This is a genomic window from Bradyrhizobium sp. 190, assembly GCF_023073415.1.
In the GTDB taxonomy this organism is placed as follows: Bacteria; Pseudomonadota; Alphaproteobacteria; order Rhizobiales; family Xanthobacteraceae; genus Bradyrhizobium.
Window position 1 is genome coordinate 267,398 of sequence record NZ_JADPJL010000037.1, and the last position, 19,836, is coordinate 287,233.

14 protein-coding genes and 1 pseudogene are annotated in these 19,836 nt (G+C 64.9%); 6 read left to right on the top strand and 9 right to left on the bottom strand.

Annotated elements, in window-relative coordinates; all coding sequences use genetic code 11:
- Nucleotides 1-38 precede the first annotated feature (38 nt).
- The 3 genes from IVB22_RS23450 to IVB22_RS23460 all read right to left on the bottom strand — a co-directional run bounded on the left by IVB22_RS23450 (nucleotide 39) and on the right by IVB22_RS23460 (nucleotide 3,654).
- Entirely contained in the window at nucleotides 39-1,247 is a 1,209-nt protein-coding gene (locus IVB22_RS23450; RefSeq protein ID WP_247519607.1) for an acetyl-CoA C-acetyltransferase, read from the bottom strand.
- Between the two features lie 63 nt (nucleotides 1,248-1,310).
- Nucleotides 1,311-3,101, bottom strand: coding sequence for an acyl-CoA dehydrogenase C-terminal domain-containing protein (locus tag IVB22_RS23455; RefSeq protein WP_247519608.1), 1,791 nt, complete (start codon nucleotides 3,099-3,101; stop codon nucleotides 1,311-1,313).
- A gap of 166 nt (nucleotides 3,102-3,267) precedes the next feature.
- Nucleotides 3,268-3,654 (bottom strand): nuclear transport factor 2 family protein, encoded by a 387-nt coding sequence (locus IVB22_RS23460; RefSeq protein ID WP_247519609.1) that lies wholly within the window; start codon nucleotides 3,652-3,654, stop codon nucleotides 3,268-3,270.
- Nucleotides 3,655-3,783: 129 nt separating this feature from the next.
- Between IVB22_RS23460 and IVB22_RS23465 the strand changes: the two genes are divergently transcribed.
- From IVB22_RS23465 to IVB22_RS23485, 5 genes are all read left to right on the top strand, one after another.
- A complete protein-coding gene (locus IVB22_RS23465; RefSeq protein WP_247519610.1) occupies nucleotides 3,784-4,380 on the top strand; it encodes a PadR family transcriptional regulator in 597 nt (198 codons plus the stop codon).
- Nucleotides 4,381-4,581: 201 nt separating this feature from the next.
- A complete protein-coding gene (locus IVB22_RS23470; RefSeq protein WP_247519611.1) occupies nucleotides 4,582-7,968 on the top strand; it encodes a tetratricopeptide repeat protein in 3,387 nt (1,128 codons plus the stop codon).
- A gap of 112 nt (nucleotides 7,969-8,080) precedes the next feature.
- On the top strand, nucleotides 8,081-8,884 hold the full coding sequence (locus IVB22_RS23475) for a hypothetical protein (RefSeq protein WP_247519612.1): 804 nt from the start codon (nucleotides 8,081-8,083) through the stop codon (nucleotides 8,882-8,884).
- Nucleotides 8,885-9,168: 284 nt separating this feature from the next.
- Entirely contained in the window at nucleotides 9,169-10,095 is a 927-nt protein-coding gene (locus IVB22_RS23480) for a sulfite exporter TauE/SafE family protein (RefSeq protein ID WP_247519613.1), read from the top strand.
- Complete coding sequence (locus IVB22_RS23485) at nucleotides 10,092-10,874, top strand: TIGR02186 family protein (RefSeq protein WP_247519614.1); 783 nt, start codon at nucleotides 10,092-10,094, stop codon at nucleotides 10,872-10,874. Before IVB22_RS23480 ends, IVB22_RS23485 begins: the two co-directional genes overlap by 4 nt.
- A gap of 116 nt (nucleotides 10,875-10,990) precedes the next feature.
- Here IVB22_RS23485 and IVB22_RS23490 read toward each other — a convergent pair whose 3' ends face one another.
- The 3 genes and pseudogenes from IVB22_RS23490 to IVB22_RS23500 form a co-directional block, all read right to left on the bottom strand.
- Complete coding sequence (locus tag IVB22_RS23490; protein ID WP_247519615.1) at nucleotides 10,991-12,346, bottom strand: NRAMP family divalent metal transporter; 1,356 nt, start codon at nucleotides 12,344-12,346, stop codon at nucleotides 10,991-10,993.
- A 54-nt stretch (nucleotides 12,347-12,400) separates the two neighbouring features.
- Nucleotides 12,401-13,203 (bottom strand): annotated as a pseudogene (locus IVB22_RS23495) (MBL fold metallo-hydrolase).
- Complete coding sequence (locus IVB22_RS23500; RefSeq protein WP_247519616.1) at nucleotides 13,200-14,132, bottom strand: DMT family transporter; 933 nt, start codon at nucleotides 14,130-14,132, stop codon at nucleotides 13,200-13,202. Before IVB22_RS23500 ends, IVB22_RS23495 begins: the two are co-directional and overlap by 4 nt.
- A 97-nt stretch (nucleotides 14,133-14,229) precedes the next feature.
- Here IVB22_RS23500 and IVB22_RS23505 point away from each other — a divergent pair, with 97 nt between their 5' ends.
- Nucleotides 14,230-15,093 carry a LysR family transcriptional regulator gene (locus IVB22_RS23505; protein WP_247519617.1) on the top strand — a complete coding sequence of 288 codons (864 nt, stop codon included), beginning with the start codon at nucleotides 14,230-14,232 and terminating at the stop codon, nucleotides 15,091-15,093.
- A 129-nt stretch (nucleotides 15,094-15,222) separates the two neighbouring features.
- On the opposite strand, the gene pdeM is transcribed toward IVB22_RS23505, so the two are convergent.
- The 3 genes from pdeM to IVB22_RS23520 all read right to left on the bottom strand — a co-directional run bounded on the left by pdeM (nucleotide 15,223) and on the right by IVB22_RS23520 (nucleotide 19,828).
- Complete coding sequence (pdeM, locus tag IVB22_RS23510) at nucleotides 15,223-15,894, bottom strand: ligase-associated DNA damage response endonuclease PdeM (RefSeq protein ID WP_247519618.1); 672 nt, start codon at nucleotides 15,892-15,894, stop codon at nucleotides 15,223-15,225.
- A gap of 51 nt (nucleotides 15,895-15,945) precedes the next feature.
- A complete protein-coding gene (locus IVB22_RS23515) occupies nucleotides 15,946-18,525 on the bottom strand; it encodes a ligase-associated DNA damage response DEXH box helicase (RefSeq protein ID WP_374207617.1) in 2,580 nt (859 codons plus the stop codon).
- A gap of 73 nt (nucleotides 18,526-18,598) precedes the next feature.
- Nucleotides 18,599-19,828 carry an ABC transporter substrate-binding protein gene (locus IVB22_RS23520; RefSeq protein ID WP_247519619.1) on the bottom strand — a complete coding sequence of 410 codons (1,230 nt, stop codon included), beginning with the start codon at nucleotides 19,826-19,828 and terminating at the stop codon, nucleotides 18,599-18,601.
- Nucleotides 19,829-19,836: the final 8 nt, after the last annotated feature.

Below are 19,836 nucleotides of genomic sequence, written 5' to 3' on the forward strand. Positions count from 1 at the left end.
GGGCACGGCGCAAGAGCGCCTTTGCCCACCCTACGTTCTCAGACTCTTTCGATGATCGTAGCTGTCCCCATGCCGCCGCCGATGCACAACGTCACCAGCGCGGTGGACTTGTTGGTGCGCTCCAACTCGTCGAGCACGGTGCCGAGGATCATGGCTCCCGTCGCGCCGAGCGGATGGCCGAGCGCAATCGCGCCGCCATTGACGTTGATCTTCGCATTGTCGATCTCGAACGCCTGGATGTAGCGCAGCACCACCGAGGCGAAGGCTTCGTTGAGCTCGAACAGGTCGATGTCCGACTTCTTCATGCCGGAACGCTCGAACAGCTTTTCGGTGACGTCGACCGGCCCGGTCAGCATCATCGCGGGCTCGGAACCGATATTGGCAAAGGCGCGGATTTTGGCGCGCGGCTTCAGGCCGTGCTTGGCGCCCGCTTCCTTGCTGCCGAGCAGCACGGCGCCCGCGCCATCGACGATGCCGGAGGAATTGCCGGCATGGTGGACGTAATTGACGCGCTCGATTTCCGGATGCGACTGGATCGCGACCGCGTCGAAGCCGCCCATCTGGCCCATGACGACGAACGACGGCTGCAACTGCGCCAGCGACTGCATCGTCGTGGTCGGGCGCATGTGCTCATCCTTGGCCAGGATGGTCAGGCCGTTGATGTCCTTGACCGGCACCACCGACTTGTTGAAGCGCCCTTCATCCCAGGCCTTTGCGGCGCGCTGCTGGCTCTGCACGGCGTAGGCGTCGACGTCGTCGCGCGAGAAGCCATACTTTGTTGCGATCAGATCGGCCGAGACACCCTGCGGCATGAAATAGGAAGGCACCGCCATCGAGGGATCCATCGGCCAGGCGCCGCCGGAAGCGCCGATGCCGACGCGGCTCATGGACTCGGCGCCGCCGCCGATCACGAGCTCATGCTGGCCGGCCATGATCTGGGCGGCGGCAAAATTCACGGCATCGAGGCCGGAGGCGCAGAAGCGGCTGATCTGCACGCCGGGGACGGTCTCGCCGAGGCCTGCCTTCAGCGCCGCGAAGCGCGCGATGTCGGAGCCCGCTTCGCCGACCGGATCGACCACGCCGAGCACCACGTCATCGACGACGTCCTCGGCCAGATTGTTGCGTTCCTTCAGCGCCTGCAGCGGCACCGTCGCCAGCGCCAGCGCGGTAACCTCATGGAGCGCGCCATCGGCCTTGCCGCGGCCGCGCGGGGTGCGAACGTGATCGTAGATATATGCCTCAGGCATGACGCCCTCCTGGTATGAGGATCATAATATTATAGCGAAAGGACGGGGAAACGGCGAAAAATCTCAGAACGCTTCCGCCGCCAATTCCATGGTGGTCGCGCAACCGGTCTGGATGCGCGCAAGATGGACGTGGGTTTCCGGCAACATCCGCTCCATGAAGAAGCGGCCGGTCACCAGCTTGGTGCTCAGATAGGGCGTGGCGCCGGAGGCCGCAATCTTGTCCTGAGCTACTTTGGCCATCCGCGCCCACATGTAGGCGAAGGTGACGAGGCCGAACAATTGCATGTAATCGGTGGCGGCGGCGCCGGCATTGTCGGGTTTTGTCAGCGCGTTCTGCATCAGCCAACCAGTGGCCTGCTGCAGATGGCCGAGGGCTGCCGACAGCGGCGTGACGAACGGCTTCATCGCCTCATCGCCGCCATGCTCCTTGGCGAAGGCGCCGACTTCGGTAAAGAACGCCATCACGGCGCGGCCGCCGTCGCGCGGCAGCTTGCGGCCGACCAGATCGAGCGCCTGGATGCCGTTGGCGCCCTCATAGAGCATGGCAATACGCGCATCGCGCACGAACTGCTCCATGCCGTGTTCGGCGATATAGCCGTGGCCGCCATACATCTGCTGCGCCAGCACCGCGTTGGAGAATCCGACGTCCGTCATCACGCCCTTCATGACAGGGGTCATCAGGCCCATATGGTCGTCGGCCTCCTGGCGGTCCTTCGGATCGGACGACCGGTGGGCGACGTCGCTCTTCAGCGCGGTCCACACCACCATGGCGCGCGCCGCCTCGTTGAAGGCGCGGATGGTGAGCAGCACGCGGCGCACGTCGGGATGCACAATGATCGGGTCGGCCGGCTTCTCCGGCTCCTTGGCGCCCGTCAGCGAACGGCCCTGCAAGCGCTCGCGCGCGTAATTGACGGCGTTCTGATAGGCGACCTCGGACTGCGCGAGGCCCTGCACGGCAACGCCGAGGCGGGCCTCGTTCATCATCACGAACATGCCCTGCATGCCCTTGTTCTCTTCGCCGATCAGCCAGCCGGTGGCGCTGTCGTAGTTCATCACGCAGGTGGAGTTGCCGTGGATGCCCATCTTGTGCTCGATCGAGCCGCAGGACACGCCGTTGCGCGCGCCGAGCGAGCCGTCGGCGTTGACCAGCACCTTCGGCACCACGAACAGCGACACGCCCTTGATGCCTGCTGGTGCGCCTTCGATGCGCGCCAGCACCAGATGGATGATGTTCTCGGCGATATCGTGCTCGCCCGCGGAGATGAAGATCTTGGTGCCTGATATCTTGTAGCTGCCGTCGGCCTGCTTCACCGCCTTGGTGCGCAACAGGCCGAGATCCGTGCCGCATTGCGGCTCGGTGAGGTTCATGGTGCCGGTCCACTCGCCTGCCACCATCTTCGGCACGAACATCTTCTTCTGCTCGGGCTTGCCATGCACCAGAAGCGCCGCGGTCGCACCCATGGTGAGACCGCCATACATCGAGAACGCCATGTTGGCCGCGCTCTGGAATTCGGTGACGACCTGGCTCAGCGTCACCGGCAGCCCCTGCCCGCCATATTCTGCCGGCGCCGACAGCCCGAGCCAGCCGCCTTCGGCGACCTGCTTGAACGCTTCCTTAAAACCCTTCGGCGTTGTCACCGAACCGTCGTCATGCCGCTTGCAGCCTTCGAGATCACCGACACGGTTGAGCGGCTGCAATACCTCTTCGGAGAGTTTTGCGGCCTCGCCGATGATCGCTTCGCGCACATCGGCTGAGGCGTCGGTGAAACCGGGCAGATTGTCGTAGCGATCGATCTGGAACACGTCGTTGAGCAGGAAGGTGACGTCTTCCACGGGGGCTTTGTAGATCGGCATGATGTTCTCCCGGCAGGGGCAAGCTTGAAAAATCGGCGGCGGCGCTTGTGAAATTCTGCGGTGTCCGGAAAGCGACCTTATCCGGTTCCCGATGTCCTAGGGAGTGAGCAGACCAGCAAATATCCGGGCAGCCATTGCGGCATAAACGGCGCCGGGGACTTTCGCCTCACTGCCTGGCGAGTTGCTCCCCCATCAAGCGGTGCAGCAGGTTGATTCCCTTCAGCGGACGCACCATCACCTTGAAATGCGTGATCTTACCGTCATCGCTGAAGGTGATGATGTCGACGCCGTTGATCTTGATTCCCTCGATCTCGTTTTCGAATTCGAGGACCGCGCCGTTGGCACTGCGCCATTCGCCCGTGTATTTGAAGCCGGGGCCGCCAAGAACCTTCTCGGCGCTCGCCAGATATTTGAAGGTGATGTCGCGCCCGCGCTGCGGCGTGTGGACGACGGGGCTTTCGAACACCGCATCCGGATGCAGCAGGTCCCACAACGCCGCCGTGTCATGGGACTTCATGTAGCCGTACCACTTGTCGAGGCCGCTCATGGTCATCATGTCTCCTCTGGCGGGCGATGACGCGCTCGGGCCTTCGCGCAAGGCGCGGTCCGATTATGCGCGTTGACGCATATGCAACTTTATGCATAATGTCAAATTACAAACTGAAAGCCGGAGGCCGGCGTCGTGGCGCTTGGTGACGCGATCCTTGCCTGCCTGACCGAACGTCCGATGACGGGCTATGAGCTCGCCAAGACGTTCGACAACTCCATTGGATTCTTCTGGAAGGCCGACCACCAGCAAATTTATCGCGAGCTCACCAAACTTCGCGACCGCGGCCATATCCAGGGCCGCGAGGTGGTGCAATCAGGCAAGCCGAACAAGCTGGTCTATACACTCACGCCGGAAGGCCGGGCCGCGCTCAGGCATTGGGCCGCGCGGCCGAGCGTTCCGGCCTCGATCAAGGACGACCTGCTGGTGCGGCTCTACGCGCTCGACAGCGTCGACGTCGAACCGTTGCGCACCGACCTGATGGCGCGGCTGGAACATCACCGCGACCGGTTCGCCCGCTACGAGCGCCTGCTCAACAAACGATTCCCGGATGGTACTGCGCCGCCGGCCGATGTGGGCAAATTGCTCGGACTTCGCATCGGCCTCGCCCACGAGCGCGCCGTGGCGGAATGGTGCGAAGAGGCGATCGAAGCATTGTCGGCGCTGTCCGCCGGCGCGGGGTGGAGCAACGTCGTGCCGATCGAGGACGGCCAGCGGGAAAAAAACGGCTAGAGCCTTTTACAGCCAGCCGATTTTGGCCGCCCGGTAACTTTTAGGGCCGTCCGTCCCATTCCTTAACCCGTTATTTACCGTAAGGAACAAAAGTCAGTTCCGAGGCAGGCGACCTGCGCGAAAATACGATTGTCTCTTCTCTGGGACGCGCGGGGAGGCTGATGGCGCAGGTGGGGCGCCGAAGCGGAACCGGACGAAAGCATGAATTCGCGCGTATCGTGGAGTGTTGACGGCATCGATCCCTCCGTCCGCGAAAGGGCCGAGGCGGCAGCGCGCCGCGCCGGCATGTCGCTGAACGAATGGCTCAATTCTACCGTCGGCGAACCAGCCCCGCACAGTTTCGGCGCGCCTTCCGAGCCGCGGCCGGCGATGCCGCGGCAAATCCCCGACGTGGCGGACATTCACCAGCGGCTGGATTCGATCACCAAGCAGATCGAGCAGATTTCGCGGCCGGCCACGCCGCGCGGCGAAGCCGCCCGTGGCGAGCCGACTGTGGCCCGACAGCTCAACGACGCCATTTCGCGCCTCGACGCGCGGCTGTCGCAGATTTCAAACCCGGCGCCGGTCCGTCAGGCCCAGGCGCAGGAAAAGCAGCGCCAGACCGAGATTGTCGAGCGTGCCGCGGCGCAAGTCTATCGCCCCGCGCCGCCGCTCAGTCCGGCCTCGATGGATTTTGCGATCGCAGAAATCGCCGCGCGCCAGAACGAACTCGACAGTCCGCCGCCGCGGCAGATGCCGCAGCGCCATGCCGCACCGGCGGCGTCCTCCGCCCAGCCCAATTTTTTGCAGCCCATGATGCCGGCAGCGCCGGCCGGTCCGGATTTTTCTTCGCTCGAACAGCACCTGCTCAAGATCACCAGCCAGATCGAGGCGCTGCAGCGTCCCGATCACATCGAGCAGTCGATTGCCGCATTCCGCAGCGAACTCGCCGAAATCCGCCAGGCCATCACCGAGGCGGTGCCGCGCCGGGAGATCGAATCGCTCGAGAACGAAATCCGCTCGCTATCCCGCCGCATCGACGAAAACAGGCAGCACGGCAGCGACGGCCAGACGCTGACCGGTATCGAACGCGCGCTCGGCGAAATCCGCGAGGTGCTGCGCTCGCTGACGCCGGCCGAGCAGCTCTCCGGCTACGACGAGGCGATCCGCAATCTCGGCGCCAAGCTCGATCTGATCCTGCGCTCGAACGACGATCCGTCGACGGTGCAGCAGCTCGAAAGCGCCATCGCGGCGTTGCGCGGCATCGTCTCCAACGTCGCCTCCAACGACGCGCTGGCCCGGCTCGCCGAAGACGTGCACACGCTGTCGGCCAAGGTCGATCAGCTTTCCCGCTTTGACGGCAACAGCGATGCGTTCGGCATGCTCGAGCAGCGCTTGGCCGCGCTGACCTCGACGCTGGAAACAAGGCAGCCGCCGGCCGCGAGCGACAATTCGGAATATCTCGAAAACGCGCTGCGCACGCTGTCGGAGCGGCTCGACCGTATCCCGGCCGGCGACGACAATGCGTCGGCGTTTGCCCATCTCGAACAGCGCGTGTCCTATCTGCTGGAGCGCCTGGAAGCCTCCGGCGATCGTTCCGCCGCGCCCGCCATCGACCTCGGGCGGGTCGAGGAAGGGCTGCACGATATTCTGCGTTCGCTCGAACGCCAGCACGCCAGCCTGGTCGCGCTCGCCGAATCCAACAACCGCAATTCCGGTGACACGGCCCAGCCGATGGACTCCGGCATCGTCGATCTCGTCAAGCGCGAGCTGTCCGACATCCGCTTCAGCCAGTCGGAAACCGATCGCCGCACGCAGGACTCACTGGAAACCGTTCACAGCACGCTCGGCCACGTGGTCGATCGCCTGTCGATGATCGAAGGCGATCTGCGCACGGTTCGCAGCGCGCCGGCCGCGATCGCCTCTTCTCCTGCAGCCGCCGAAATGCGCGAGGAAGCGCCCCGCGTGATGACGCCGCTGCAGACCTATCCGCAGCAATCGAAGCCGGAATTGCCGAACCCCGCCGCGCTGCAAGCCGGCCCGCAGGAACATTTTGTCGCCGCGCCGCGCGAATTCCATGCGGTGCAGCCGCCGGCCGCGCCGGCCGCCCCACCATTGCCGCCGCGCGCGATCAGCGAAATCCTGGAGCCGCATGCCGCAGCGCCCCGCGCCGCGATCGCGCCGGAATTGCCGCCGGATCATCCGCTCGAGCCGGGCACGCGGCCGCCCGTGCGCATGTCTTCGCCGTCGGAGCGGATCGCCGCTTCTGAAAACGCGATCAGCGAAATTGCTTCCGCTCCGAAGGAGCCGGTCAGTTCGTCGAGCTTCATTGCCGCCGCGCGCCGCGCCGCGCAGGCCGCAGCCGCCGCGCCGCCTCCCGAGAAGGCAGGACGTTCGGCGAAGGCCGCGCCAAAGGACAAGGGCGGCGACAAGGCCAAGGGCGGCGAAAAGGCGGACGACAAGAACCCCTCGAACATTTCCTCCAAGATCCGCTCGCTGCTGGTCGGCGCGAGCGTGGTCGTGATCGTGCTCGGCACGTTCAAGATGGCGGTGACGCTGCTCGACACCGGCAGCGTGCTGCAACTGCCGATGATGGAGCAGCCCAGCGAGCCAGCCGCACCAGTGCAGGCGCCTGCGCCGTCGGAGAGCAACGCCAGGCCCGCAATGCCTGCGGCGCCTGCGATGCCCGCGACGCCTGGACCCTTGATGATCTCGCCAACGCCGGTCGAGAAGCAGTCGAACAATTCTTCCGCACCGAACACGCTCGATAGCGCGCGGATCGCAGTCCCGCCGCAGGCCGCGCCGCCGCCTGCTGCAGCCAGCGATATCACCGGCGCGATCACGACGATGCCCCCCACCGGCGGCAAGCTTGCCATGATCGCCGTGCCGCCGACCGAGCGGCTGCCTGACGGCATCGGCGGCCCGGTATTGCGCGCCGCCGCGCTGAAGGGCGACCCGGCCGCGGCTTACGAAGTCGGCGTGCGTTTTGCCGAAGGCAAGGGCGTTGCCGCGGATCTCGACCAGGCCGCAAAATGGTACGACCGCGCGGCGCAGGCCGGCGTGGTGCCCGCAATCTTCCGGCTCGGGACCTTCTACGAGAAGGGCCTCAGCGTGAAAAAGGACGTCGATACCGCGCGGCGTTATTATCTGCAGGCGGCCGAGCGCGGCAGCGCCAAGGCTATGCATAATCTGGCCGTGCTCGACGCCGATGGCGGCGGCAGGGGCGCCAATTACAAGAGCGCGTCGATCTGGTTCCGCAAGGCCGCCGATCGCGGCGTCGCCGACAGCCAGTTCAACCTCGGCATCCTCTATGCCCGCGGCATCGGCGTCGAACAGAACCTCGCCGAATCCTTCAAATGGTTCAGCCTCGCCACGGCCCAAGGCGACGCGGATGCGGGGCGCAAGCGCGACGATATCGCCAAGCGCCTGGACGTCCAGTCGCTGGCGGCCGCGAGACTCGCGATCCAGACCTTTACGCCGGAGCCGCAGCCCGACGACGTCGTCAACGTGGCAGCACCTGCCGGGGGCTGGGATTCGGCACCGGCGCCCGCCACGGGCAAGCCCGGCGCCAAGCCGGTCGCGAGCAAGCGCACCGCCGCCGCGAATTAAGATTACGTAAGTCGCGGCCATGCCGCTGGCATGGCCATCTCCCAGGCCATAAATTGGTGTAGCGGATCGGACCACCCCGATCCCAATCGGCTCGGCTTGCGAAGAGGATTGTTTGTCACACCAGAATAGCCAGGGCGGGGAGAATAATTTCCGGAGGCCGCCGACAGGCCCTTCGGTCGCACCGCCTCGCATTCCGCTCCATCAACCTCCCCCGCCGCCGGTCCATCCGCCTCGCCGCAAACCGCATTTCTGGACGGTTGCCATCTTCGTCCTGCTGGTTTCCGGTGTCTGCATTCGCGCCTACCGCGACCTGTCACATCCCGAAGCCTGGGACTACTGGAAGGATCAGTACGTCTCGTCGAGCATGACGTTCACGCCGATCGCCAAGGTCGATCTCGACGGCGCCGCGCATGGCCGGCGTGCGCTCCAGGTCAGCGGGACGATCGGCCCCGCCGCCGCAAAACTGTTCCGCGACAGACTAGACCAGCTCAATCTCACCGCCGGTGACATGATCCTGTTGTCCTCGCCCGGCGGCAATTTGAATCAGGCCGTGATCATGGGCGAGATCATCAGGTCGCGCGGCCTGGTGACCGCGGTCGGCAGCGCCGATGCCTCGGGCCGCATCAAGCCCGCTTATTGCGCCAGCGCCTGCGTGCTCGTCTATGCCGGCGGCAAAACCCGGTTCGGCGTACTGGGCTCGGCCCTGGGCGTTCATCGGTTCGTCACAACCCGGCCCGTGGACGACCCCGTCGCGGAGGCGCAGCGAATTTCCGGCGCGGTGCTGGGCTACATGACCAAAATGGGGGTCTCATCCTCCGTTGTGGAAGCGATGTCCGAGACACGGGAGATTCGCTGGCTCAGCCCCAAGCAGGCGCTCGCGATGAACCTCGTCACCGACCCGCTCGGGAAGCCCTGAGCCGGCCAATCGCCGGGCCCGGCGACCGACCTGCGCCGCGCGGATTTGTAACAGCGTTTCAACGTCCTGACGGACGCGTGGCCGCGTGAGGCAAAAATTTGCCTTCCCGGGCATTTTTAGTCCCTCATCCCCCCGAATTCAGTTATGCAAAGGCGCGGGAACCGGCCCTGCGCACGCAAGGGTGCATGCGCGAACCGGCTTCCACTGCCGGCAAATACAACAGAAACCGTGCCAAGAGCGGCCCCGGCCGTCTCTTGCGGCAAAGCTTAAAAAAGCAGACGCGCGTGCAGCTCTACCTCCCGATCGCCGACATTCCGGTCAATGTTTTCCTCATCCTGGCGATGGGCGCGGCGGTTGGGTTCGTGTCCGGCATGTTCGGGATCGGTGGCGGCTTCCTGATGACGCCGCTGTTGATCTTCGTCGGCATTGCGCCGGCGGTCGCGGTCGCCTCCGTCGCCAGCCACATCGCCGCCTCGTCGTTTTCCGGCGCGCTCTCCTATTGGCGACGGCGCGCCATCGATCCGCTGCTGGCGGCGGTGCTGTTGACCGGCGGCAGTATGGGCACCGCGCTCGGGGTCTGGACCTTCACGCTGCTGCGCTCGCTGGGTCAGCTCGATCTCATGATCGCGACGTCCTACGTGATCCTGCTGACCACCGTCGGCGGCCTGATGTTCTGGGAGGGCCTGCGGGCGCTGTTGCGCGCCCGCCGCGGCGGCCCGGTCACCACGCGCCGCCCGGGCAGCCATGTCTGGATCCATGGCTTGCCGCTGAAGATGCGCTTCAAGCGCTCGAAGATCTATCTGTCCGTGATTCCCGTCGTTGTGATCGGCCTGGTCATCGGCTTCATTGGCGCCGTGATGGGCATCGGCGGCGGCTTCATCCTGGTGCCGCTGTTGATCTACGTGCTGCGGGTGCCGACCTCGACCGTGATCGGCACCTCGATGGTGCTCACGCTGGTCACCATGGTGTTCGCCACCATGCTGCATGCGGTCACCAACCATCTGGTCGATGCCGTGCTGGCGCTGATCCTGATGGTCGGCGGCGTCACCGGCGCCCAGTTCGGCGCGCGCGCCGGGCAGAAAATCCGCGGCGAACATTTGAGACTCCTGCTCGGGCTCTTGGTGCTCGCCGTCGGCATCCGCTTTGCCGTCGAACTGGTGATCCGGCCTGAGGATCTCTTCACCGTGCGGGAAACCGGAGTGACGGGATGATCGCGCGCCTCCTGCTCATACTTGGAGGTCTTGCGCTGGGCGCCACGCTCGCGGTCACGCCCGCGCGGGCCGAAAAGCTGATCGTGTCGGTATCGAACCATCGCGTCACCGTGACGCCGAACTACTCCGGCGAGGAACTGGTCCTGTTTGGCTCGGTGGAGAAGGACGCCAACACGCCAGCCAATCGCACTTACGATCTGGTGGTGACGATTGCCGGCCCGCGCGCCGACATGGTGACCCGCCGCAAGGAACGCCGGTTCGGGATCTGGATCAACACCGACTCCCGGCAGTTCCTGAAAGTGCCGGCCTACCTGGCGCTTTTCTCCAACCGGCCGTTCGATGCCATCGCCTCGCCCGAGGTGCAGCGGCGGCAGCAGCTCGGGCTGAACAACGTCTTGCTGACCCAGCGCGTCGGCGGCGATTACGCCGACGTGGTGCCTGACGACGCCTTCCGCAGCGCCTTCGTGCGGTTGCGCAAGCAGCATGGGTTGTATCGCGAGGAGACCTCGGCAGTGACGTTCCTGACGCCGACCTTGTTCCGCACCAGCATTCCGCTGCCGGCCGAGGTGCCGATAGGTCTGTACAACGTCGAGATCAAGCTGTTCGCCGATGGCGCGCTGGTGACCAAGACCGACACCGCGTTCGAAATCGTCAAGGTAGGCTTCGAGCAGTTCGTCGCCACCACGGCGCAGCAGCACGGCTTCGTCTACGGGCTGATCACCGCCTTCATGGCGCTGATGACGGGATGGATGGCGTCCATCGTGTTCCGGAAGGATTGAGGCGAGCCACATCGTGTAGGGTGGACAAAGCGCAGCGTGCCCACCATTCCGACAACGAATTGGATAGATGGTGGGCACGGCGCAAGCGCGCCTTTGCCCACCCTACACATCCGTCGTCACGACTTCCCGACAAAAAACCCGAGGCCCATCGCCACCACGCTAAGCATCATCGCTGCCGTCGACAGCCAGCCGAGCCAATACAGCGGCCCCCCGACGACGAAGCGGCCCATCACGTCCTTGCGCCGCGCCATGAACATCAAGAGCACCATCACCGGCACGGCAAGGACGCCGTTGATGACGGCGCTCCAGTACAGCGCCGAGATCGGGTTGATCGGCGTGAAGTTCAGCGCGATGCCGATACCCGCCGACAGCGCCAGCACGGCGTAGAAGGCAGCGGCTTCCTTCGGCTTGCGCGCGAGCCCGACCGGCCATCGCCGCCCCTCGCCGACGGCATACGCGGTGGCGCCGGCGAGCACGGGAATCGCCAGTAGGCCGGTGCCGACGATGCCGAGCGCAAAGATCGCTTCCGCGAACGCACCCGCGATCGGACGCAGCGCTTCGGCGGCTTCCGCCGAGCTCTGGATATCGGTCTTGCCAGCCGCATGCAGCGTCGCCGCCGCAGTGACGATGATCGACAGCGCGATCAAATTGGAGAACGCCATGCCGATGATGGTGTCGGCGCGGATGCGAGAAAATTCCTTTCGCGCGCCGTAGTGCTTTTCGATCAGGGGACGCTTGGCCGCATCGACGCGTTGGTCCTCGGCTTCCTGCGAAGCCTGCCAGAAGAACAGATAGGGCGAGATCGTGGTGCCGAGGATCGCGACGATGGTGGTGAAATAGTCCGCGCTCCAGGTCACGCGTGGAACGAGGATGCCGGCCAGCGCCTCGCCCCACGACACCTTCGCAAACGCCAGCGCCGCGACATAGGCGAACAGGCTGAGCGTCAGCCATTTCAGCACCGAGACATAGCGTTTGTAGTCGAGGAAGATCTGCGCCGCCACCGACGTCACACCGAACAGCAGGACATAGATGATGGCGTGGCCGCCGATCAGCAGTTTGGTGGCGTCCGCCATGGCGCCGAGATCGGCGCCGATGTTGATGGTGTTGGCGATGAACAACAGCGCCACCACCACATTGAGCAGCCATGACGAATAATGCCGGCACACATTGCCCGATAGGCCGTGGCCGGTGACGCGGCCGACGCGCGCGGAAATTTCCTGGATCGCCGCCATCAACGGAAACGTCAGCAGCATGGTCCAGCCGATGCCGTAGCCGAGCTGCGCGCCGGCCTGGCTGTAGGTGCCGATTCCCGACGGATCGTCGTCGGACGCGCCGGTGATCAGGCCGGGGCCGAGCGCCTTGACCGCATCGCGAAAGCGAAACGGCCGGGTAGGGCCGGCTTTCGCCGCCGACCTCGCGCCCGTAACGCCTGCATTGCCGGGATGTTTTGAATTCGATGTCGTCTGGTCCATGCAGCCACGATAACGAAACTGGATGGCGCAAGTTCCTGACAGAGGAACCTGCCATTACGCGGGCGCCGTTTCGATGATCGTCGCCACGCCCGGCTCCAGGATCCGCAATCGCGATCCAAAGCCCAGCGTGTCGAAGGTGGCGCGCAAATCGCCGGCGCTCTGGCGGAAATGCGCCCAGCCGTCGGTATGCACGGGCACGATCACCGCATCGGCAAAGGCGCGCGCGGTCTCGATGGTGTCGTTGGTATCCATGGTGAGATGGAACGGACCGCGGGTCTGGGCTGCGCCGGCGAACGGCAACACCACACCGCATTTGAAGCGGCGTGCGACTTCTGCGACGCCATCGAACCAGGTGGTGTCGCCGCTGATGTAGATCGGGCGGCTCCCCGCCTTGCTCGATTCCACCACGAAGCCGATGACGTCGCCCGACAGCGGCTCGATGCCGGCCGGCCCGTGACGCGCGGGCGTTGCGGTGATGGTCAACGACTGGCCGCCCTTCTTCAACTCGGTCGATGCCCAGGGCGCAAAGCCCTCGGTCTTGCAGCCGAGCCGGTTTGCACCCGCCTCCGTCGTCAGCACGCGCTTCGCCTCGCCGAGAAAGTCACGGCCGGAATGGTCGAGATTATCCGAGTGCTGATCATGGCTCAATTATCCGAGTGCTGATCATGGCTCAGCAGCACCGCGTCGATCGCGCCGACCTCGCGCGCGCTCATCGCGGGCCCGGTCAGTTTTTCCAGTTTCACATGCGGCAACTGATAGGCGCCGGGTTCGTCGAAGGTCGGATCGGTGAGGAGACGGAAGCCGTCGATCTCGATCAAGGCGGTTGGGCCTCCGATCAGGGTGATAGTGAGGGTCATGTCGTACTCCTCTTGATCGACGCCGACGCCGCGGGACGGGTCACCAGATAGATACCGAGCGCCACCGGAACGATCCCGAGCAGGTCGCGGAATTCGACGTGCTCACCGAGCACGAGGAAGGCGAACAGCATGCCGAGCGGCGGCATCAGGAAGTGATAGGCACTCGCGGCCGTCGCGCCACAGACCTTCAACAGATGAAACCAGAGCAGATAGGCCAGGATCGAACCGCCGAGCACGAGGAAGGCAAACGCGCCCAGCAGCCGCGCGCTCGGCACGATATCGCCGACTCTGGCGAAGGTGAACGCGAACGGCAGCAGCACGATTCCCGCGGCGAGATTCTGCACGCCGTTGCCGACCCAGAGACTCCCCTTCGGCGCCAGCACCTTGAACAGGATGGTGCCGGCCACGATCGAGGCCAATGAGGCCAACGTGAACAGGATGCCGTGCCAGTCGTCTGTACCGACCGACATGCGGTGCCAGACGATGAAGCCGACGCCGGATATGCCGAGCAGGAGGCCCATTACTTTGCGCCAAGTCAGCGCCTCACCCAGAAAGGCCGCCGCGAGCACGGCGGTGAACGCCGGATTGGCGCTGACGATCAGGCCACCAAGGCCGGCGGATACGGTCTGCAATCCGGTATAACCGAGGCCGAGATAGAGCGCGTTATTGGCGACGCCGAGGATCGCGAAAATGCCGGCATCGCGCCAGGTGAGCGAGGACCAGGCTTCGCCGCGCAGCGCGGTGACGCCGAGGATCAGGATGCCGGCCAGCGAGAATCTCGCCGTGAGCAGGATAAGCGGCGGGCAATCGGTGACGCCGATCTTGCCGGCGACGAAGGCGAAGCTCCAGAGCAGGCAGAAGAGCGCGATATAGAGCGGGAGCGGATTGAAGGCGGCGCGGGGAACCGCGACCGAGGGCGCGAGCGACATGGGAAGTCTCCTTTCCCAATCAGGTAGGCCCTCGCCTTGATATTTGGAAATTAAATGATAAACTGCCATTCAGTGGATTTATAAATGGAGCATTCAGATGCTCGATCTCGAACTCCTGCGCAGCTTCGTCTCCGTCGTCGATTCCGGCGGCTTTACCCGCGCCGGCGAGCGCGTCCATCGTACGCAATCGACCGTCAGCCAGCAGATCAAGCGGCTGGAAGACGATGTCGGCCAGCCGCTGCTCAACCGTAACGGCAAGGATGTGACGCCGACGGAAGCCGGCGAGCGGCTGTTGTCTTATGCGCGGCGGCTGCTATCGCTCGCAGAAGAGGCGCGCGACGTGGTGGCGCGCCCCGAGAGCGAGGGCGCGGTGCGGCTGGGTGTGCCCGAGGATTTTGCCGCCTATCGCTTGACGAAACTGCTTGCGGCATTCTCGCGCTCGCATCCCGGCCTGCGGCTCGACGTCCGCGCCGACCAAAGCGCCAACCTCAAGCGGGAGCTCGAACGTGGCGAACTCGATCTCGCATTGTTCAAGCGTGCTGCAGGGGAAAAGGGCGGCATTGCGGTGTGGCCGGAGCGCGTGCACTGGGTCACCAGCAAGAGCCATCCGCGCGATGTCAGCACCGGCTCGGTGCCGCTGATCGGCTTTCCCACCGGCTGCCTGTACCGTGCGGGCGCGATCCACGCGCTGGAAAGCGCCGGGCGGAGCTGGCACATGACCTACACCTCTTCCAACCTCTCGGGCATCCAGGCCGCTGTCGCCGCCGGCATGGGCCTCAGCATTTTGTCCGAGATGGCGATCCAGGCCGACCATCGCGTGCTGACCGCGAAGGACGGCTTCGCACCGATCGACCGCACCGAAGTGGCATTGGTGGCGGCCCCCGATGCCAGCCATGCGACATTGCGGCTGGCGGATCGGCTCGCCGAGTTCTGCGGCACGGTACAGGCGAAGGCAGCGTAAAGGACGCAGATCGTAGGGTGGGCAAAGGCGCACTAGCGCCGTGCCCACCACCTCTCCGAAATCGTTGGCGTGAATGGTGGGCACGCTTCGCTTTGCCCACCCTACGTCGCTGCGGCGCGCAACGAATTTTCAATAACAGCGGGACGCCGCAATGGCGTGCAGCCGGTTGTCGCCGAGCACATGCGCCATGAAACCCGGCGTCTGGAAAATTTTTGCGAACGCCGGATCGCGGATGCTCAGGCCGCCCGTATAGGCGCCGAACGCCGGCATCACCGCACGCTCGCCGTCGGAAGCAAAGCATCGCCGCTCCATCGACCGGCCGCGGGTGGCGACGCGGGCTTTGGGATGGAGGTGGCCGGCGATTTCGCCCGCTTTCCCCGTCGGCTCATGGCGGAACGCGATTGGACCGATCGCAACTTCGCTCGCCACCACGCCGCCGAGATCGGACGGCAGGGCGGGATCGTGATTTCCTGATATCCAGATCCAGTCGCGCCGCGCCTGCATCGCCGAGAGCGCGTCGCGGTCGGGCGCTGACAGCCGCTCATGCGCATCGCGATCGTGGAAACTGTCGCCAAGCGCGATCACCATGCGCGGGTCGTGGCGCGCGATGACGGCGGCGAGACGGCCCAGCGTCGCAACCGTGTCATAGGGTGGCAGCAGCACGCCGCGCTTCGCGTAGCTGGAGCCCTTTTCCAGGTGCAGGTCGGAGACGACGAGCAGGCGCTGCTCCTGCCAGAACAGCGCGCCGGAGAGATCGGCAACGAACGTCACGTCAGCAACCATGACCTTCGAGGCGCGCATCTGTTGATCGTCTCCCGAAGATTGCGCCCCTGCCGTCACGTGCCTTCCCGTCTATCCCATCGCCTCTTTGACGAGTTCATCGGCAGCTTCCGCCAGCAACTCATCTCCCGCTTCGCCATAAACTGACTCGCGGCCGATTTCCAGCATCACGGGGACTGCGAGCGGCGAAACATGTTCAAGTTCCCGATGGGTGATTCGTCCCTGGATGCGCGACAGCATATCACCAAGACGCTTGAGATCGAGCAGACCCGCGGCGGCATCCGCGCGCGCCGCGCGCAGCAGCACGTGGTCGGCCTGGTGCTTGCGCAGCACGTCGTAGATCAGGTCGGTGGAGAACAGCACCTGGCGGCGGGATTTTTCTTCGCCGGTGAAACGGCGGGCGATCAGGCCCGATATTACCGCGCAGGTACGGAAGGTGCGCTTCATCAGCGCGGATTCGGCGAGCCACGCCTCGAGGTCGTCGCCCAGCATGTCCGGATCGAACAGCGCGTTGAGATCGAGCTTGCCGTGCCGAATCATGAATGACATGTCGCCGAGGGCCCACACGGCGAGCGCGTATTCGTTGGCGACGAAGCCGAGCGGCCGCACCCGCACGCGCTCCATCCGCCGCGTCAAGAGCATGCCGAGCGTCTGATGCGCCAGCCGTCCCTCGAAGGGATAGCAGACGAGGTAGTGCTTGTTGCCGCGGGGAAAGGTTTCGATCAGCAGTTCCCTAACCGCCGGCACCAGTGAAAAATGCTTTTGCAGCGACAGCCAGTCGCGCACCTGATCCGGCAACGCATTCCAGGCGCGGCGGTCGTCGAGCAGCTTGCGAACACGCTCGGCAAGATACGTGGAAAGCGGGAACTTGCCGCCCGCATAGGACGGCACCTTTGCGTCCATGTCGTTGGCGCGCGAGACGTAGACCTGGTCTTCAGCAAGCGCTTCGTAGCGAACCACTTCGCCGCCGAAGACAAAGGTATCGCCGACCACCAACCCCTCGATGAAATATTCTTCGATTTCGCCGAGCATCCGTCCACCGCGCCCGAGTGCGCCGGTCGATCCCGAACCGCCGCCACGCCCGCGCACCAGGCGCACCTTCAGCATGGGCTCTTCGACGATGGTGCCGACGTTGAGGCGATAGCTCTGCCGCACTTTTGGGTTGGCGACGCGCCAGCGCCCCTGCTTGTCCTGCTTGATGCGCGCGAAGCGTTCGTAGGTCTTCAGCGCATAGCCGCCGGTGGCGACGAAATCGACCACGTCGTCGAAATCGGTTCGCGTCAGCGACGCGTATGGCGCCGAGGTCAGGACTTCCGCGTAGAGTTCGTCGGATAGAAACGGCTCGCCGCAGGCGCAGCCGAGCACGTGCTGCGCCAGCACGTCGAGCGCGCCGGTGCGCAAGGGTGGCGTGTCCTGTGCATTTTCAGCGATCGCATCGATCGCGACGCGGCATTCCAGCACCTCGAAGCGGTTGGCCGGGATCAGGACCGCGCGCGAGGGCTCATCGAGTCGATGGTTGGCGCGGCCGATCCGCTGCATCAGCCGCGAGGAGCCTTTGGGAGCGCCGACATTGATGACGAGATCGATGTCGCCCCAGTCGATGCCGAGATCGAGCGACGAGGTACAGACCACGCCGCGCAGTTTTCCGGCCGCCATCGCGTCCTCGACCTTGCGGCGCTGCGCGACATCGAGCGAGCCGTGATGCAGGGCGATCGCGAGGCCGTCGTCGTTCATCCGCCAGAAATCCTGGAACAGCATTTCGGCCTGGCTGCGGGTGTTGACGAAAATGAGCGTGGTCTTGTTGCGCTTGATCAGCTCGTACATTTCGCCGAGCGCGTGGCGCGCGGTATGGCCGGCCCATGGCAGGCGTTCTTTTGTGTCGAGCATCTCGACGACGGGCGCCGCCGCGCCGCCGGCCACGACGATGTCGGCGGAGACCTCCCTGCCGTCGCGCTGCGGCACCAGAAACCGCGCCAGCGATTCCGGCTCCGCTACCGTCGCCGAAAGACCGATCGCGCGCATCTCGGGCGCCAGCCGCCACAGCCGCGCCAGCCCGAGCGACAGCAAATCGCCGCGCTTGGAGGTGACGAGCGCATGCAGTTCGTCGAGCACGATGCGCTTGAGTGAAGAGAACAGGAACGGTGCGTCATCGGAGGACAGCAGCAGCGCCAGTTGTTCCGGCGTGGTGAGCAGGACGTCCGGCGGATAGCGGCGCTGCCGCTGCCGCCGCGACACCGGCGTATCGCCGGTGCGGGTCTCAACCTTGATCGGCAGCCCCATCTCGGCGATCGGCGTCTCCAGATTGCGCGCGATGTCGACCGCGAGAGCCTTCAGCGGCGAGATGTAGAGGGTGTGGAGGCCGCCGGTGCGCTTCACGCCGCGGCCGGTCGAGATGAGGCTCTTGTCGCCTCCGCCCCTTGAGTCAGCGGTAGAAGACAGTTCCACCAGCGTCGGCAGAAATCCGGCCAGCGTCTTGCCGGCGCCGGTCGGCGCGATCAGCAGCGCCGAACGGTCGTCGCGGGCTTTTGCCAATAGCGACAACTGATGCTCGCGCGGCGACCAGCCGCGCGCGGCGAACCAGTCGCGAAACCGGCGCGGCAGCAGGTCGGCCGTTTCGAGCGGCGTGACGGAGAAAAGATCGAGCGTCGACACGCCTAAGAGGTAAGCGGTTCAGGCGGCTTCGTCGAGTGGCAGCAGGTGGCAGCGGCCGGCGCGCCCGCCGCCTCTACTCCGTCACCGGCTTGTCGGAAATGTCCCAGTCCTTGCCGTTGAAGATTGAGATGTAGAGCGTCTTCATCGGCGTGTAGTCGTCGGGCGTGTAGCTGTAGGTTACGCCGTCCAGCATGTAGGGGGAATGGAAGCCCGCCAGCGTCGTGGCCTGCTTCAGAACGTTGGCGCGGGTGAGCTCGTCGCCGCAGCGGCGCAGGATCTCCGCCATCGCCACTACCTGGCCGTAGCCGGCAAAGGCGATGGTGTTATCGGGGTCGACATTAGGCAGGTATTTCTTGCGCAGTTCCTCGAACGCCATCACGTCGGGATCCTTCTCGAAGCGCGGCACGCCGACCTCCTTGGCGTAGCGGATCGCGACGATGCCCGTGCAGTTCTCGAGGCCGGCGGCGCCAAGAATCGAGCGGCCGGTCGAGCCCGCCGACAACAGATGCAGCGGCTTCCAGCCGAGTTCGGCGACTTTACGGATCGACTGCGACGACGCCTTGCCGGTGGAGATATTGTAGAAAACATCCGCGCCGGATTTCGAGAGATTGATGATCTGCGAATCGATCGTCGGCTCGGTCAGATCGTAGGTCTGCTCGATGATCACCTTGGCGATGCCGCCGGCATCCGCCAGCACCTTCTTGAAGGGCGCGAGGAAATCGCGGCCGAAATCGTCGTTCTGGTAGAGGATGCCGATCTTGGCGTTCGGCTTCACGCCCACGACATGCTTGGCGAGAATGCGTGCTTCGGTCGGATACAGCGGCAGCCCCGCCATGGTCCATTTGAAATTCTTCGGATCGTTCCATTTCGACGCGCCGGTGTTGAGCAATAGCTGCGGCACGCCCTTCGAGTTGAGATATTTGTGCACGGCGGTCTGCGGCGCGGTGCCGAGCGAGCCATACAGCGCCAGCACCTCCTCCTGCTCGACCAGCCGCCGCGTCGCCTCGACGCATTTCGGCGCGCTGTAGGCATCGTCCATGGAGAGGAACTTCACCTTGCGCCCATTGATGCCGCCCTTTTCATTCAGCATCTGGAAATAGACCTCGCCGACCCGCCCCAGCACGCCATAGAGCGAGCCGGGACCTGAATGCGGCACGGTTTGTCCGAGCTTGATTTCTGTGTCGCTGGCGCCGGGATCGTATTTTTTCTCGGCCGCCCAGACTGATGGCGCGGGCATGGCGGATGCGAGGACGGTAGCGAGCGCGGTGGCGCCGAATTCGCGCCGGGTTTGTTTGTTCTTCATTGTTGTTT